Below are 14,797 nucleotides of genomic sequence, written 5' to 3'. Positions count from 1 at the left end.
GTCCCCCAGATCCGTCCCGACGACGTGGCGGATGAAGAAAGGCAGAAACGAAATGATGCGCAGATCCCGCATGTCCCTGCTCGCGGCCGGCGCCGTGACCGCTCTCGCCCTGGCGGCGTGCAGCTCCAGCGGAGGCAAGCAGTCCACCGGGGGTGACGCCGGTAAGGCCGGCACCGCCACCACCCCGAGGATGACCGTCGCCTTCATCACCCACGCGGCACCGGGCGACACCTTCTGGGACCTGGTCCGCAAGGGGGCCGAGGACGCGGCGAAGAAGGACAATGTCGACCTGCAGTACCAGTCGGACCCGGACGGCGCGAACCAGGCCAACCTCGTGCAGTCCGCGATCGACAAGAAGGTCGACGGCATCGCGGTGACCCTGGCCAAGCCCGACGCCATGAAGGCCAACGTGCAGAAGGCCGTCCAGGGCGGGGTTCCAGTGGTCGCCCTCAACGGCGGCATCGACGCGTGGAAGAGCATGGGCGTGCTCGGCTACTTCGGCCAGGACGAGCGGATCGCCGGTGAGGCGGCCGGCCAGCGGCTCACGAAGGACGGCGCCAAGAAGGCGCTCTGCGTCATCCAGGAGCAGGGCCACGTCGGCCTCGAGGCCCGGTGCGACGGCACCAAGGCCGCCTTCCCGAACACCGAGAAGATCTACGTCACCGGCACCGACATGCCGAGCGTCCAGGCGGCGATCACCTCGAAGCTGCAGCAGGACAAGAGCATCGACCGGGTGCTGACCCTCGGCGCCCCGTTCGCGCTGACCGCCGTCAAGTCGGTCAAGGACGCCAGCAGCTCGGCCAAGGTGGTCACCTTCGACACCAACAAGGACCTGGTGACCGCCATCAAGAACGGCGACGTCCAGTGGGCGGTCGACCAGCAGCCCTACCTGCAGGGTTACCTCGCGGTCGACAGCCTGTGGCTCTACAAGACCAACGGCAACACCATCGGCGGTGGCCAGGCGACCCTGACCGGTCCCGCGTTCATCGACAACACCAACGTCGCCGCCGTCGAGAAGTTCGCAAGCAACGGCACGAGGTGAGCTGACATGACTGCTACGGCCACGGAGCCGAGCAGGGGGTTGGCGGCCCGGGACGACCGGGTCGCCACCCGCCCCCTGGCGGCACGGCTGCTGAGCCGCCCTGAGGTCGGGTCGCTCATCGCCGCGATCGTGATCTTCCTGCTCTTCATGGCGGCCGCGGAGCCCTTCCGCAACGTCGCCAACGTCGGAACGATCCTCTACGGGGCCTCGACCATCGGCATCATGGCCGTCCCCGTGGCGCTGCTCATGATCGGCGGGGAGTTCGACCTCTCCGCCGGCGTCGCGGTGACCACCTCCGGGCTCTCCGCGTCTCTGCTCGCCTGGAACTTCGGGCTCAACGTGTGGGTCGGCATCCTGCTGGCGCTGGCCGTCTCCGTCGCGATCGGCGCGTTCAACGGGTGGCTGCTGCTCAAGACGGGCCTGCCGAGTTTCCTGGTCACGCTCGGCACGTTCTTCATCCTGCAGGGCGTCAACCTCGGCGTCACGCGGCTGCTCACCGGCAACGTCGCCAGCGCCGACATCAGCGACATGGACGGCTTCGCCAGCGCGCAGAACATCTTCGGCTCCGAGGTGACCCTCGGGCCGGTCACCCTGAAGATCACCGTCCTGTACTGGGTCCTGCTGACCGTCATCGCCGCCTACGTCCTGCTGCGTACGCGGGTGGGCAACTGGGTGTTCGCGGTGGGCGGTGACGCCGCCGCGGCGCGCGCCGTCGGCGTACCCGTCCGGGCGACCAAGATCGGCCTGTTCATGGCCGTGGGGTTCTGCGCCTGGCTCTCCGGCATGCACCTGCTGTTCCAGTTCAACACGGTGCAGTCCGGCGAGGGCGTCGGCAAGGAGTTCATCTTCATCATCGCCGCCGTCATCGGCGGCTGCCTGCTCACCGGCGGCTACGGCTCGGTGGTCGGCGCGTCGCTCGGCGCGCTGATCTTCGGCATGACCCAGCTCGGCATCAACTACGCCGGCTGGAACCCCGACTGGTTCAGGACGTTCCTCGGCGTGATGCTGCTGCTGGCGACGCTGGTGAACATGTACGTCAAGAGGAGGGCGGACCTGCGATGAGCACCGCGACCAACGAGCGGCACGACGTCGCCGGCCATTCGACCACCCCCATCCTCGAACTCGAGAACGTGGGCAAGAGCTACGGCAACGTCCACGCCCTGCGCGGGGTCAGCCTCAACGTCCGCCAGGGCGAGGTCACCTGCGTACTGGGCGACAACGGCGCCGGCAAGTCGACGCTGATCAAGATCATGTCCGGCCTGCACGACCACACCGACGGCACGATGAAGCTCGACGGCGAACCGCGCCGCTTCGGCTCGCCGCGGGCCGCCCAGGCGAGCGGCATCGCGACGGTCTACCAGGACCTCGCGCTCGCGCCGCTCATGTCGGTGTGGCGGAACTTCTTCCTCGGCAACGAACTCCGCAAGGGGCCGTTGCGCACGCTGGACATCGCCCGGATGAAGCGCATCTGTGAGGATGAACTGGGCAAGATGGGGGTCGTCGTCCCCGATCTCGACCGGCCGGTCGCGGGCCTCTCGGGCGGCCAGCGCCAGTGCATCGCGATCGCCAGGGCCATCTACTTCGGGGCGAGGGTGATCATCCTCGACGAGCCGACGGCCGCGCTCGGTGTCAAGCAGTCCGGTGTCGCCCTGCGGTACATCGTCAAGGCCCGCGACGCCGGCCTGGGCGTCATCTTCATCACCCACAATCCGCACCACGCCTACCTCGTCGGCAACCACTTCATCATCCTCAAGCTCGGTCGGGTAGTCCTGGACGCACACCGCGACGACCTGACCCTCGAACAGCTCACCACGGAGATGGCGGGTGGCCAGGAGCTCGCCGAGCTCAGCCACGAGCTACGCGGGATCGACCCGGGCAAGGTCATCGCGCCCGGAGAGGTCGAACACGGTCACGTCGAAGCCCCCGCTCTCAGCCCCGAGGAGCTCAAGGCGGTGGAGCGCGAAGAAGGGGAAGAGCTGAGGGCCTGAGCGCGTTCCCCTGCGGGTCGGGATCATCGGCGTCGGCATGATGGGCTGCGCTTGCCGAAAACCTCGTCCGCGCAGGTCACGCAGCATGCTCGTACTCGTGGAGGATGACGCCGAGGCGTGGGCGTCTTCGTATGTCGAGGCGTGCCAGCTTGTCCGGATCGGCGATCGGTGCGGGCAACGGGTGCAGCGGGCGTGCGTTCGCGATGCCCTGATGAGGCCGGTGTCCGTTATAGAACTCTTCGAACTCGCGTAGGGCGTGGAGTAGGTGCCGTTGGTTCCAGATCAAGGTCCGATCCAACAGTTCATGGCGGCAGGTCTGTAGGACGATGTCGAACACCTCGCGGAACTTGCTGCGATGCGGCCACCTTCACCCCCAGCACCAGCAGTTCGCCGTGCAGGCGTCGGTAGCCCCAGCTGGGATTCTCCCGCGCGAGGCGCAGCACCAGGGCACGGACGGAACGCACCGTGCGTGGCCAGCCCGGATGCTTGGGTCGGGAGACGGCCGCGTGACGGCGGGCGATCAGGTCGTGATGCCACCGCAGCACGGTGTCCGGGCGCACCAGCAGCCGCACTCGGCGCAGGTACGTCGCGCGTCAGCCGGTGCAGCAGGCCGCCAAGAACGCCCGGTCACTTGCGGCGAGCCGTACCTTCTCCTTGCCCAGCTGGCGTTCCAGCACGGTGATCTGATGGCGTAGGGCAAGTATTTCCACATCCTTGTCCCGGTTGCTCATCGGCAGTAGGCGCAGCATCGCGAACGCGTTCGTCACGCCCAGGTACGCCAGGCGCAGCAGCACGGCAGCCCATCATGCCGCAGCGATCACCCGGCTGCGTCAGGGCTCACCGCCCCGAACCGGCGCCGAGATTCCCAACCCGGTAACTCGACTCCGACCAGGGTGGATGAGGTTTTCGGCAGGGGCAGGTGTGGGCCAGCGCTCGGCCGACAACCGGCCTGGGTTGTGGCGAAGGTGTTGAGGATCACTCCGGCCGGGGCTGCCGGGTTCGGGCGACATGAAGAGGTCTTCAATTGCCAAGGCCGTTAGTCTGGTGGGGAGGGCGTGTGGTGCTGCCGCTGTATGAGAGGAAGGCGGAGTTCTTCCGTACGCTGGGGCATCCGGTGCGTATCCGGGTGCTGGAGTTGCTCGGTGATGGGCCGATGACGGTGCGGGATCTGCTGGCTGATGTGGACATCGAGGCGTCGAGCCTGTCTCAGCAGTTGTCGGTGCTGCGTCGGGCGGGGATCGTCACGTCGAGGCGGGACGGGTCGGCGGTCATCTACGCCCTCGCGGGGCCGGACGTGGCGGATCTCATGCGGGCGGCCCGCCGTTTTCTCACGGAGATGTTGGCGGGTCAGGCGGAGCTGCTGGAGAGCCTCCGTGGGGATGGGGTCGACGCTGACGACCAGCCGTCGGTCCGGCGGTGAGCGCCGCCGTGTTCGCCCGGGTGGCCTGGCGCCGGGTGGTTGGTCTTCTGCCGGGGGCCACGGATGTTGCGGCGATGCGGAGGCAGCCTCGCCGTGACCTGGTCGCCGGGCTCACCGTTGCGGTGGTGGCGCTGCCGTTGGCGCTGGGGTTCGGGGTGTCGTCCGGTTTGGGGGCCTCGGCCGGTTTGGTGACCGCGATCGTCGCCGGTGCCCTCGCTGCGTTGTTCGGCGGGTCGAACCTGCAGGTGTCTGGGCCCACCGGGGCGATGACGGTGGTGCTGGTCCCGATCGTGGCGCGGTACGGGCCGGGCGGTGTGCTCACCGTCGGAGTGCTGGCGGGCCTGATGCTGCTGGCACTGGCCCTGGTTCGCGCCGGACGGTACGTGCGTTACGTGCCGGCGCCGGTGGTGGAGGGCTTCACCGTGGGTATCGCCGCGGTGATTTTCCTGCAGCAGGTGCCTGCCGCGTTAGGTGTGCCGAACCCGGACGGTGAGAAGGTCACCGTGGTTGCCTGGCGGGCGTTGGTCGAGTTCGCTGGCCATCCGAACTGGCCCGCGCTGGTGGTGGCGCTGGGGGTGGCGGCGGTGATGCTGGCCGGTGCGCGTTGGCGTCCCACGGTGCCGTTCTCGCTGATCATGGTGGCTGCGGCTACCGTGGCTGGGCAGCTGTTGTCGCTCGATGTCGCCCGCATCGGTGTCCTGCCCGCCACGCTGCCCGCCCCCTCGCTGGGCTTCCTGGACCTGGCTGCCGTACCGGCATTGTTCACCTCGGCGTTGGCGGTCGCTGCCTTGGCCGCTCTGGAGAGTCTGCTGTCGGCGACGGTCGCCGACGGCATGACGGTGAATCAGCGCCACGACCCGGATCGGGAACTGTTCGGTCAGGGGGTCGCGAATTTGGTGACTCCGCTGTTCGGTGGCGTTCCGGCGACGGCGGCTATCGCCCGTACCGCGGTCAATGTCCGCTCTGGCGCCCAGTCGCGACTCGCTTCGCTTACCCACGCGGTCGCTCTGGCGGTGATCATGTTGGCAGCCGCTCCGCTGGTGGCGTACATCCCGCTTGCCGCGCTGGCCGGGGTGCTGCTGGCCACGGCGGTGCGCATGGTCGAGGTGGGTTCGCTGACCGCCCTGGCCCGCGCGACCCGCTCCGACGCGCTCATCCTGGTGCTGACCGCGGTAGCCACCCTCGCGTTGGACTTGATCGCCGCCGTCGGGATCGGCCTGCTCGTCGCTGCCGCGTTGGCTATCCGCAAGATCGCGCGTGCGGCCCGGTTGGAGGAGGTGCCGCTCGACATCGCCGATCACCACGTCGAGGAGGCTGCCCTGCTCAGGGAGCACATTGTGGCCTATCGCTTCGACGGGCCGTTGTTCTTCGCGGCCGCCCACCGGTTCCTGCTCGAACTGTCCGAGGTGGCGGATGTGCGGGTGATCATCCTGCGGATGTCGAGGGTATCGACGATCGATGGTTCCGGCGCGCTGGTGCTACGTGACGCGATCGAGCGTCTCGAACACCGCGGCATTACTGTCTTTGTCTCCGGTGTCCGGGCGGGACAGGAGAAGATCCTCGACGCGGTCGGCGTGCTCGACCGGCTCCGCGCTGCTGGCCGCGTCTTTCCCGGCACGACAGAGGCGATCGGCGCAGCCCGCGCCCATCTGCGCCGCATCGGCGTGCTAGCCGGGGGAGAGCAGGGCGTGCTCGACCCCGCTGGGCAGTTGTGACGGTGGCGGAACTGCGTCAGGAAGGCAAAGGCGGCGATGAACCCGGCCCGGCGTGCGGCGTGGGACGCCTATCTGGCTGTCCGGGTCGGCCTCCTACCCGACCTTGGCGCCCTACCAGTGAGCGACGGCAGGATCGCCGCGAAGCTGGCCGGACTTGGGATCCGCATTCGTCAACATGCACCGCTGTGGCCCGCCCACGGCGGCAGGCTCGTCGTCGCGGTCGGCCGCGCCCGTGAACTGCAGCGCGCCGGCGATCGCGCCGGCCTGACCGCTCTGCTGCGAGTCATGCTCCTGTGGCTGTTCAGACTCTCACGCGGTACGGCCCGGCTGCCAGGCACGGCACCCGGCAGTAGCTGACCCGGTGCCGGCGTCGGAGGATCGTCCCGGCGTGGGTGACCGGGTGGCGGCGGCTACCAGGCCAGCCGGCCGTCGTTTCCGGCTGCGGGAGGCGGCATGGCCCGCCGTACGAGAGATGGGCCGGCGGGCCATGCCGGATCAGGGCGCCGTCATCGCGGCGAGCACGTGCGGCGGGTCGAATCTCTGCCGACAGGGCCGCCCGCAGTCGATATGCCGGACTGGCCCCAGGTCTTCTGTGATGGCTCTATGTGTGATCGGCTTACCGACGCCCTCATGACTTGCTAATTTTAGCAAGTCACGAGATGCGCTTGGTTGCAGATCGCCAGGACAGGGAGGCGGCTTACGCCGCGCCCGTCCGGGTGGCTGACGCCTTGCAGTCGCGGTCGCTGGTAGGTAGGCGGCCTCATTGATGGAAGCTGACAGGAACGGCGGTCCCGGATGCCAGGACGGCGCGAGGGATTGGCGGCAGGTGGCAGGCCGCCGGATAGGGAACGAGCTGCCCCTGCGGCGGACGAGGTGACCGGGCGATACCGGGTCGCGGTGGTGACCGACGGCACGGCGGTACCGGGCCGGGGTGCTGTGGGACTGGCGGCGGCGTTGCGGGTGGTGGACGGCAAGGCGATTCTGTTTGCCCAGCTGGCCGCGATTGAGGCGGTGCCGATTTGTCTGGCATCCACGGGCCCCGACGAGTTCGTGGCGGCGGTGCGGGCGTTGGCTCCCTCGTTCGATGGGATCGATCTGGAGGCGATTGCGGCGCCGGCCTGTTTCGAGGTGGAGCGACGGCTGCAGGAGGCGCTGGACATCCCGGTCTTTCACGACGACCAGCACGGTACGGCGATTGTGGTGCTGGCGGCCTTGCGCAACGCGTTGCGGGTGGTGGGCAAGCGGGTGGAGTCGGCGCGGCTGGTGGTGATCGGGGCCGGGCCGGCGGGTACGGCGACGGTGAGGTTGCTGGTGGCGGGCGGCGCCACCGATGTGGTGGTGGTCATGCGGGGCGGGGTGCTGCACCGCGACGACGTGCCCTGGTTGCCGCCGCATGAGGCGTGGATGGCCGGGTGGACCAATCAGCGGCGGGTGCGGGGCGGGCTGGCTGAGGCATTGGCTGGGGCGGACGCGGTGGTCGGGTTCTCCCGGGCGGGGGTGCTGACCCGGGAGTTGGTGGCGTCGATGGGCGAGGCCCCGGTGGTGTTCGCGTTGGCTGCCTCGGAGCCGGAGATCCGCCCGCAACTGGTGAGGGACATCGCCCCGGTGGTGGCCACCTGCCGCGCCGACCACCCGAACCAGATCGACAACGCGCTGGTGTTTCCGGGGGTGTTCCGGGGTGCGCTGGATGCGGAGGCAACTTGGGTCACGACGTCGATGAAGCTGGCCGCCGCTGATGTGCTTGCCGGGCTGATTTGCCGGGAGGACCTGTCGGCCACCCGGCTGCTGCCTCAGGTGCGCGACGATCGGGTCGTGCCCACCGTGGCGGGGGCGGTGGCGGCGGTCGCGGCCGAACTTCGGCGCAGTTCGCCTCCGGCGGCCGGCGGCGTGCCGCGGCAGGACGCAGCTCGTAGCGTGTCTCCCCAGGAAGGGGTGGGCCCGTGAGTACGCCGTTGTATCAGGCCAAGGCCGAGTTTTTCAAGACGTTGGGGCATCCGGCACGGATTCGAGTCCTCGAGCTCCTCGCGGAGCGGGAACATGCGGTGTCGGAGCTGCTGCCGCAGGTGGGTATCGAAGCGGCGCACCTGTCGCAACAGTTGGCGGTGCTGCGCCGGGCGAACCTGGTGGTGACTCGCAGGGACGGTTCGACCGTGTACTACTCGTTGGTCAGCCCGCAGGTGGCGGAGTTGCTGGCGGTGGCGCGGCGGATCCTGACCGAGGTGTTGACGAGTCAGGCCGAGCTGCTGGGTGATCTACGCGCCGCTGAGCGGGCTGATTCCTCGTGAGCACGCGCGCTGTCCAACCCAGCAGCGCGGGCAGGAAGGGCCGGGAGGACGTCGATGAGGGGGAGTGGATGGTGTGGCTGATCGGCAAGATCCGCAGCGTGGGTCGGGTGGCCGAGCCCGCGTCGGGCGCGTCGGGCCCAACCGCTGTCGGGCGCGGCCGGGTTGGGTGGGTCGGCGCAGGTGCGGCATGTGGATGCCGGGTCGTGTAACGGTTGCGAGATCGAGATCGGGCAGGCGTTCAGCCCGGTGTATGACGCCGAGCGGCATGGGGTGCGGCTGGTGGCCTCGCCGCGGCACGCTGACGTGTTGACGGTGACGGGCCCGGTCACGGTGAACATGGCAGGGGCGCTACGTAAGACGTACGAGGCTATGCCCGAGCCGAGGACTACAAGCGGATGCTGGCGTCACCACCACCGGCAGCCGGCTGGCGATCACCGCCGTGCTGCTGCACGTCCTCGGCCACGGCCTGAGCAAGGCCGTCGCGTTCTGCGGCGCCGGCCAGATCCTCGGCGCGCCCGGCAGCCCCCGCCTGGCTGTCGTACGCGGGCTGGCCGCCCGCCACCCCACCCTGGCCGCCAGCTTCGGCCTCGCCTTGCTGGCCCTGCTCGGCCTGCCCCCGTTCAGTCTCTTCGCCTCCGAGCTGGGCATCGCCCGCGCCGGCCGCCCACCCCCACACCCACCTCGACGACTTCACCATCCCCGTCCACACCAACGGCGACGTGCTGGCCCGGTTCCTCGTACGCGCCGACGAGATCCGCACCTCTGCGGCGATCCTCACCGCGCTCCTGCCCACCCTCACCGCCGGCACGGCAACCAGCGAGCGCGCGTTGCCGGCACCCGGGCGCCGAGCGGCCGGCGTAGGCATCGTCGAAGGCTGGCGCGGCGCCATCACCCACCGCGTCGAATTGAACCCGGACGGCACCCTCACCCGGGCCAAGATCGCCGACCCGTCGTTCTTCAACTGGCCCGCCCTGCCCGTCGCGCTCACTGACACGATCGTCCCCGACTTCCCCCTCACCAACAAAAGCTTCAACCACTCCTACGCCGGAAACGACCTCTGATGCCATGCAGGAGCAGGCCCCCGCTGCTCGTGAATCTCACTCTGGGCGTGCCACTAGATGATCGGTTGCTCGCCCTCGACGCCTGCGCCGTGTTACCCACCGAGGGCCACACCTGGCAGGAGCTGAGCTACTGGCGCACCTACACCGGCCGCGCCGACCTTGCCACCACCGTCATGGCCAGCCTCGAACACGACGCGTCTGACGCGGGAGGACCGCTACGGCAACGGCGACCTGCGTGTGATCTACATGCCGAACAGGCCGTGTCCTGGCGATCGTGACGGCCTGGGTGATCAAATGCAGCCATGACAGCTCTCTCGTGGCGTGACGGACTGCAGGAACTGCGCCGACTGATCGCGGCGGAAGGCGGCGACCCGGATTGCTTCCAGGACGTCGGCCTCGCGTGGCGTGCCTTCCGAGCGTTCCTGGTGGTCCCGTTGGACGGTCTCTTCGACCGCTGGGAGGGTGACGTGGAAGCGGACACCCTGGTTCTCGAGTTCGGTGTCTCCGAATGGCCGGACGGCCCGCCGCGGCTGCTGCTCGCCCGGCGCTTCGCCATCCCTGCGGTCGAATGGCACGATGGTATGCCGGGCGAGCCGTCGGGCGGCGAGGACGCTCTCGACCTCGCGGATACGGTCCAGATCGAGATGGAGCTGACATTCCCTCCCGGCACCAGTGGGGAGGCCGACGGCTTCTGGACGGCGGCGCGCAGCGGCGAGTTCGACGTGACGGCACTCGCCGAGGCCGGGGAACTCGTGACCGGGCTCCGGCTCGGGCCGATCCATGGCAGGATCGCACTGACGAACTGCGACTAAGCCTGGATCCGCGGCCTTGATCTTTGGTTCAGCGCAGATACCGTACGGGAGCGCGGTGGCTGCGGACGGACGAGACAGCACAGGTGATCGTTGCTGGCTACGCCTTCATGCAGAACCTACGATGCGGACACTACGAACTCGGGCTCGACGCTCCGCCCGCTTTGCAGGTCGCCGCTGCGTTTGCCGAACTCGCCTGGGCGATCTGACCTCGGGACCGAGAGGGGTTCATTCAACGCGTCCATCGATCCCACCATGCAATGGCGCCTTTGCGAGCCCGACAGGTTCAGCGGTCAGACCGTGAAGTCGACGCCCTGCGCCAGGGGAAGCTCACCGGAGAAGTTGACCGTGTTGGTCGCCCGGCGCATGTAGCTCTTCCAAGCGTCCGAGCCCGACTCCCGGCCGCCGCCGGTCTCCTTCTCGCCGCCGAAGGCGCCACCGATCTCAGCGCCCGAGGTACCGATGTTGACGTTGACTATCCCACAGTCGGAGCCGTCCGCGGAGATGAATCGCTCGGCCTCCCGTTGGTCGTTGGTGAAGATGCTCGATGACAGGCCTTGGGGCACCGCGTTGTTCATCGCGATTGCCTCGTCCAGGCTCTCGTACGGCATTACGTACAGGATCGGCGCGAACGTTTCCTGCCGGACGATGTCGGTCTGCTCGCCAACGCGCACGATCGCCGGCTCGGCGTAGTACGCGTTGGGGGCCTGGTCTTCGAAGCGACGCCCACCGCCAACCAGTACCGTGCCACCCTGCTGGGTGGCGGCCGCCAGGGCGTTGCTCATGTTCTTGTACGCGGTGTCACTGATCAGCGGGCCGACCAGCGTTCCCGCCCCCAGCGGATTGCCGATGGGCAGTCGGTTGTACGCCTCGGAGACCTTCTCGACGAGCCGGTCGATGACGGAGGTGTGTGCGATGACCCGGCGCATCGTCGTACACCGCTGCCCGGCGGTGCCTGCGGCCGCGAAGACGATGCCGCGGGTGGTCAGGTCGAGGTCGGCCGAGGGCGCGACGATGGCGGCGTTGTTGCCACCCAACTCAAGCAGGAAACGTCCGAAGCGGTCGGCGACCCGCGGTCCGACCGAGCGGCCCATGCGGGTTGAACCGGTGGCGCTCAGCAGTGCCACGCCCGATTGGTCGACGAGCGCCTGCCCGGCGTCCGCGCCGCCGATCAGCACCTGGCTGAGGTGCGTCGGCGCCCCCAGCTCCGTGATGGCCCGGTTGAGCAGGGCGCCGCACGCGGCGGAGGTGAGCGGGGTGATCTCCGACGGCTTCCAGACGACAGGATCGCCGCAGACGAGGGCGACCGCCGTATTCCACGACCAGACGGCGGCGGGGAAGTTGAAGGCGCTGATGACGCCCACGACGCCGAGCGGGTGCCAGGTCTCCATGAGGCGGTGACCGGGCCGTTCGGAGGTCATCGTCCGGCCGTACAGCTGCCGGGAGAGGCCCACGGCGAAGTCGCAGATGTCGATCATCTCCTGGACTTCGCCCAGCGCCTCCGAAGCGATCTTGCCAACCTCCAGGCTGATGAGCGCAGCGAGGTCGCTCTTGTGCTCGGTCAGCAGCTCGCCGAACCGTTTGACCAGGGCGCCGCGGACCGGTGCCGGTACGGTACGCCACGCGAGGAACGCCTCCTGGGCGCGCTCGACGGCGAGATCGACGGCCTTCGCGTCCACCCACCCGACCGAGAGCAGGCTCTCACCATTGATGGGCGATGTCGTCCTCACGTCGCCGGCGATCGCCGCCAGGTCGACTCCGCACCGCTGTGCGGTGGTACGGGCAAGCTCGGCGAGTTCCTCGGCACGGGGAATCGCGGTCGGCCTTGGTGCCATGACTGTCTCCCTGTACTGGTCTCGAGCGCGTCCGCGCGGGGCGGTCAGACGATGTTCAGTTCGGGTCGGATCTCGGCGTCGGCGAACCTGCCGGCATGCAGCCCGCTGATGTCGACGAAGGGCTGCCGACCCAGGTAGAGGTCCCTCATGACCTCCCCGACGGCCGGACCCATCAGGAAGCCGTGGCCGGAGAAACCGGTGGCGTACAGGAACCGTCTCACCTCGGCCGCCTCTCCGATAAGGGCGTTGTGGTCGGGAGTCATCTCGTACAGGCCGGCCCAGCCGCTGGCGATGCCCACGTCTGACAGTGCCGGGGTGCGGCGCGCCATCGCCTTGCCCAGCCTCGGCAGCCAACTATCGGAGCGGGTCAGCTTGAACCCGGGGGTCTCGTCGGGGTCGGACATCCCGAGCAGCAGCCCTCTGCTCTCACAGTGGAAGTAGAAGCTGGTACCGAAGTCGATGGTGAACGGGGTGTCGGCATCGAGGCCGGGGATTGGCTCGGTGATGAGGATCTGTCGGCGCAGGGGGGATACCGGCAGGTCGACGCCGACCCATTCGCCGATCTGGCGTGACCACGCGCCGGTCGTGCAGATGACCGTGTCGGTCTCGATCCGGCCGCCCTCCGTGTTAACCGCGACGATCCGATCGCCGTCGGTCTCTATGCCGATCGCGGCGCAGCTCGTGATCAGTTTCGCGCCGTTACGGCGGGCGGCGGAGGCGTATCCGAGGACGACCGACTCGGGGGTGCAGTGCCCGTCGGTGGGGGCGTAGACGGCGCCGAGCAGGCCCTCGGTGGAGATCAGCGGGGACATCCGCTTCGCCTCGTCGACCGGGATCATTCGACTGGGCACGCCGAGTTCGTTCTGCAGCGCCACGTTGCGCTCGAACGTGGCCACGCTCTCGGGGGAGTCGAGCAGGAACAGGTAGCCCACCTGGTGCAGGTCGATCTCCTGCTCGAAGTGCTCCCGGAAGTGCCTGAACACCTCTAGGCTGCGGAGCCCGAGTGCGATGTTGATCCGGTCGGAGAACTGGGCGCGTACCCCGCCGGCGGCCTTGCTGGTAGAGCCGGCGCCGAGCGCCTCCTTCTCCACGAGTGCGACGTCGCATACGCCCGCCGCGGCCAGGTTGTACGCGGTGCTGACGCCCATGACACCGCCACCGATGATCACCACCGACGCCTTCGACGGCAGTTCGCGACCGGTTCGCGTCATCGTTCCTCGCTCTCAAACCGACCCTGGGTTGGAGGAAGTTACATCATCGCTGGCGCTGACCTGTCCGACTAGTGCGGTCCGCCGTTGCGGTGGGGGATGATGCCGGCGAGGCGGCCGAGCTTGATGCTCAGGTGCAGGGCCAGCCGATCGAGCCCGTCGTGCAGGTGGAGGCCGGACACGGTCTCCACCTTGCGGAGGCGGTAGTAGACCGTTCCGCGGTGCACGTTGAGGAAGGCGGACGTGCACTTCATGTCGCAACCGCTATCGAGGTAGGCCTCGAGCGTCGGCAGCAGGCTGGGGTCGCCGGCGTCCATGATGGACCGTACGACGGAGGAGGCCAGCGCACCGACCTGGTCGGTGGGGATGCTGACCAGCGCCCGGAAGGCGCCCAGGCGGCCCCATTCGGCGACCGGCCCCAGCTCCGGTAGCGACTCCGCGACGCGCGCCGCAAGCTTGGCCTGGCGGTAGGCTGCGTGGACCTCGACAAGCTCGGTGTGCGGGTCGCTGATGCCAGCGACGACGGTCAACAGCGGGGGGTGCGTGGCGTTCAGGTAGACCCGGCGCAGCCGCGCCGCCGCCGACCGTGCGGGCTGAAGATCGCCGGACCGGGGCAGCGGTACGAGGAGCACGGTGTGGTTCGGCTCGACGACCCGCAGGACGGCCCGTGGCAGGGCGTCTGTGCCGACGTCCCACAGGACCGTCTCGAGGTCGTCGGGGGTCGCCTCGGCGGCCGGATGCGCAAGTACGACGGCGGCCACCGGCGAGCGGGGCGGGATGGTGCCGGACTCCAACAGCTCAGCTGCTGCCCGCTGCCGTACGTCGAGCGGCGCGGCGACCAGGTCGGACAATCGGCTCGCGTCGACATGGCGGGCGCGTTGCATGGCGTGCAGCAGCCGGCCGATCTCCGCGCCGAGGTCTGCGACGTGCTGCAGCTGATGATCGGTCAGCACCTGCACGTTGTCGAGGATCCATAGGTAGCCGTAGGTGATGTTGTGCCAGCGAGTGGGCACGGCCACCCGGCTCCACATGCCCTGATCCGGGTCGGCGGGGATCCGCAACGGACCGATGGCGGAGAAGACGCCGCTGCGCTCCAGTAGCGCGCGGACCTGGTGGGGAGTGCGGCGCAGTAGCAGACTCTCCCGTCGGATCCAGTCGATCTCTCCGCCGTGCGGGCCGAAGACGATCGAGTCCAGCCGCACGTCAGTCAGCTGTATCGGCAGCCCCACGTATTCCGTGAGGTCATCGACGATCCGCTGGAGATCAGCGTGCACGAGGACTCCCGAGCATCGACCAGCCGCCGTTTGGGCGTCCATTGATTTTGAACAGTCGTCGAAAAGATCGGGAGTCTTCGACGGTTGCGGAACGGTAAACGGCACGATCGGCTGGTCGCTACCAACACGTTATCCAGGGAAAACGTTGCGAAGGTGCAGG

At 68.7% G+C, this 14,797-nt stretch carries 14 protein-coding genes and 2 pseudogenes; 11 read left to right on the top strand and 5 right to left on the bottom strand.

Annotated features, from left to right (window positions below; all coding sequences use genetic code 11):
* Positions 1 to 55 precede the first annotated feature (55 nt).
* From GA0070624_RS26200 to GA0070624_RS26190, 3 genes are read left to right on the top strand one after another with little or no spacing between them, the layout of a single operon-like run.
* Entirely contained in the window at positions 56 to 1,042 is a 987-nt protein-coding gene (locus GA0070624_RS26200; protein WP_091349826.1) for a sugar ABC transporter substrate-binding protein, read from the top strand.
* Positions 1,043 to 1,048: 6 nt separating this feature from the next.
* Positions 1,049 to 2,104 (top strand): ABC transporter permease, encoded by a 1,056-nt coding sequence (locus tag GA0070624_RS26195; RefSeq protein WP_091345592.1) that lies wholly within the window; start codon positions 1,049 to 1,051, stop codon positions 2,102 to 2,104.
* Complete coding sequence (locus GA0070624_RS26190) at positions 2,101 to 3,030, top strand: ATP-binding cassette domain-containing protein (RefSeq protein WP_091345591.1); 930 nt, start codon at positions 2,101 to 2,103, stop codon at positions 3,028 to 3,030. The genes GA0070624_RS26195 and GA0070624_RS26190 overlap by 4 nt, the downstream gene beginning before the upstream one ends.
* A 76-nt stretch (positions 3,031 to 3,106) precedes the next feature.
* Here GA0070624_RS26190 and GA0070624_RS35395 read toward each other — a convergent pair whose 3' ends face one another.
* Entirely contained in the window at positions 3,107 to 3,367 is a 261-nt protein-coding gene (locus GA0070624_RS35395) for an integrase core domain-containing protein (protein WP_091345590.1), read from the bottom strand.
* Positions 3,368 to 3,623: 256 nt separating this feature from the next.
* On the bottom strand, positions 3,624 to 3,824 hold the full coding sequence (locus GA0070624_RS35390; RefSeq protein WP_091345589.1) for a hypothetical protein: 201 nt from the start codon (positions 3,822 to 3,824) through the stop codon (positions 3,624 to 3,626).
* Positions 3,825 to 4,087: 263 nt separating this feature from the next.
* On the opposite strand from GA0070624_RS35390, the gene GA0070624_RS26175 reads away from it, so the two are divergent.
* The 8 genes and pseudogenes from GA0070624_RS26175 (at position 4,088) to GA0070624_RS26135 (ending at position 10,323) form a co-directional block, all read left to right on the top strand.
* Positions 4,088 to 4,450 (top strand): ArsR/SmtB family transcription factor, encoded by a 363-nt coding sequence (locus GA0070624_RS26175; protein WP_091345588.1) that lies wholly within the window; start codon positions 4,088 to 4,090, stop codon positions 4,448 to 4,450.
* Between the two features lie 74 nt (positions 4,451 to 4,524).
* On the top strand, positions 4,525 to 6,165 hold the full coding sequence (locus GA0070624_RS26170) for a SulP family inorganic anion transporter (protein WP_091349822.1): 1,641 nt from the start codon (positions 4,525 to 4,527) through the stop codon (positions 6,163 to 6,165).
* 795 nt (positions 6,166 to 6,960) lie between these two features.
* Entirely contained in the window at positions 6,961 to 8,109 is a 1,149-nt protein-coding gene (locus GA0070624_RS26160) for an NAD(P)-dependent malic enzyme (protein ID WP_091345586.1), read from the top strand.
* Positions 8,106 to 8,450: an ArsR/SmtB family transcription factor gene (locus tag GA0070624_RS26155; RefSeq protein WP_091345585.1), complete on the top strand. Its 345-nt coding sequence runs from the start codon at positions 8,106 to 8,108 to the stop codon at positions 8,448 to 8,450. The genes GA0070624_RS26160 and GA0070624_RS26155 overlap by 4 nt, the downstream gene beginning before the upstream one ends.
* A gap of 180 nt (positions 8,451 to 8,630) precedes the next feature.
* Positions 8,631 to 8,825: pseudogene (locus GA0070624_RS37000) on the top strand (NADH-quinone oxidoreductase subunit B family protein); the annotation flags it as partial.
* Positions 8,826 to 8,889: 64 nt separating this feature from the next.
* Positions 8,890 to 9,039 (top strand): annotated as a pseudogene (locus GA0070624_RS36995) (hypothetical protein); the annotation flags it as partial.
* Between the two features lie 130 nt (positions 9,040 to 9,169).
* Positions 9,170 to 9,511 carry a hypothetical protein gene (locus GA0070624_RS35380; RefSeq protein WP_218105305.1) on the top strand — a complete coding sequence of 114 codons (342 nt, stop codon included), beginning with the start codon at positions 9,170 to 9,172 and terminating at the stop codon, positions 9,509 to 9,511.
* 302 nt (positions 9,512 to 9,813) lie between these two features.
* A complete protein-coding gene (locus tag GA0070624_RS26135; protein ID WP_091345583.1) occupies positions 9,814 to 10,323 on the top strand; it encodes a hypothetical protein in 510 nt (169 codons plus the stop codon).
* Between the two features lie 290 nt (positions 10,324 to 10,613).
* Here GA0070624_RS26135 and amaB read toward each other — a convergent pair whose 3' ends face one another.
* From amaB to GA0070624_RS26120, 3 genes are all read right to left on the bottom strand, one after another.
* Positions 10,614 to 12,155 carry an L-piperidine-6-carboxylate dehydrogenase gene (amaB, locus tag GA0070624_RS26130; protein ID WP_091345582.1) on the bottom strand — a complete coding sequence of 514 codons (1,542 nt, stop codon included), beginning with the start codon at positions 12,153 to 12,155 and terminating at the stop codon, positions 10,614 to 10,616.
* 44 nt (positions 12,156 to 12,199) lie between these two features.
* Positions 12,200 to 13,366: an NAD(P)/FAD-dependent oxidoreductase gene (locus GA0070624_RS26125; protein ID WP_176731882.1), complete on the bottom strand. Its 1,167-nt coding sequence runs from the start codon at positions 13,364 to 13,366 to the stop codon at positions 12,200 to 12,202.
* A 68-nt stretch (positions 13,367 to 13,434) separates the two neighbouring features.
* The gene (locus tag GA0070624_RS26120; RefSeq protein WP_141715171.1) at positions 13,435 to 14,637 is read right to left on the bottom strand and encodes a PucR family transcriptional regulator; all 1,203 of its coding nucleotides are present in this window, start codon (positions 14,635 to 14,637) and stop codon (positions 13,435 to 13,437) included.
* Positions 14,638 to 14,797 lie beyond the last annotated feature (160 nt).

Origin of the sequence: Micromonospora rhizosphaerae, assembly GCF_900091465.1 — a bacterium.
GTDB lineage: Bacteria > Actinomycetota > Actinomycetes > Mycobacteriales > Micromonosporaceae > Micromonospora > Micromonospora rhizosphaerae.
Note: the sequence above shows the minus strand (reverse complement) of the source record. Positions and strands in the feature narration are given on the sequence as shown.

What these genes read in the sequence shown, in the direction of transcription:
- GA0070624_RS26200 (WP_091349826.1), top strand. Translation starts at nt 56, where the DNA reads ATGCGCAGATCCCGCATGTCCCTGCTCGCGGCCGGCGCCGTGACCGCT.
- GA0070624_RS26195 (WP_091345592.1), top strand. Translation starts at nt 1,049, where the DNA reads ATGACTGCTACGGCCACGGAGCCGAGCAGGGGGTTGGCGGCCCGGGAC.
- GA0070624_RS26190 (WP_091345591.1), top strand. Translation starts at nt 2,101, where the DNA reads ATGAGCACCGCGACCAACGAGCGGCACGACGTCGCCGGCCATTCGACC.
- GA0070624_RS26170 (WP_091349822.1), top strand. Translation starts at nt 4,525, where the DNA reads ATGCGGAGGCAGCCTCGCCGTGACCTGGTCGCCGGGCTCACCGTTGCG.
- GA0070624_RS26160 (WP_091345586.1), top strand. Translation starts at nt 6,961, where the DNA reads ATGCCAGGACGGCGCGAGGGATTGGCGGCAGGTGGCAGGCCGCCGGAT.
- GA0070624_RS26135 (WP_091345583.1), top strand. Translation starts at nt 9,814, where the DNA reads ATGACAGCTCTCTCGTGGCGTGACGGACTGCAGGAACTGCGCCGACTG.
- amaB (WP_091345582.1), bottom strand. Translation starts at nt 12,155, where the DNA reads ATGGCACCAAGGCCGACCGCGATTCCCCGTGCCGAGGAACTCGCCGAG.
- GA0070624_RS26125 (WP_176731882.1), bottom strand. Translation starts at nt 13,366, where the DNA reads ATGACGCGAACCGGTCGCGAACTGCCGTCGAAGGCGTCGGTGGTGATC.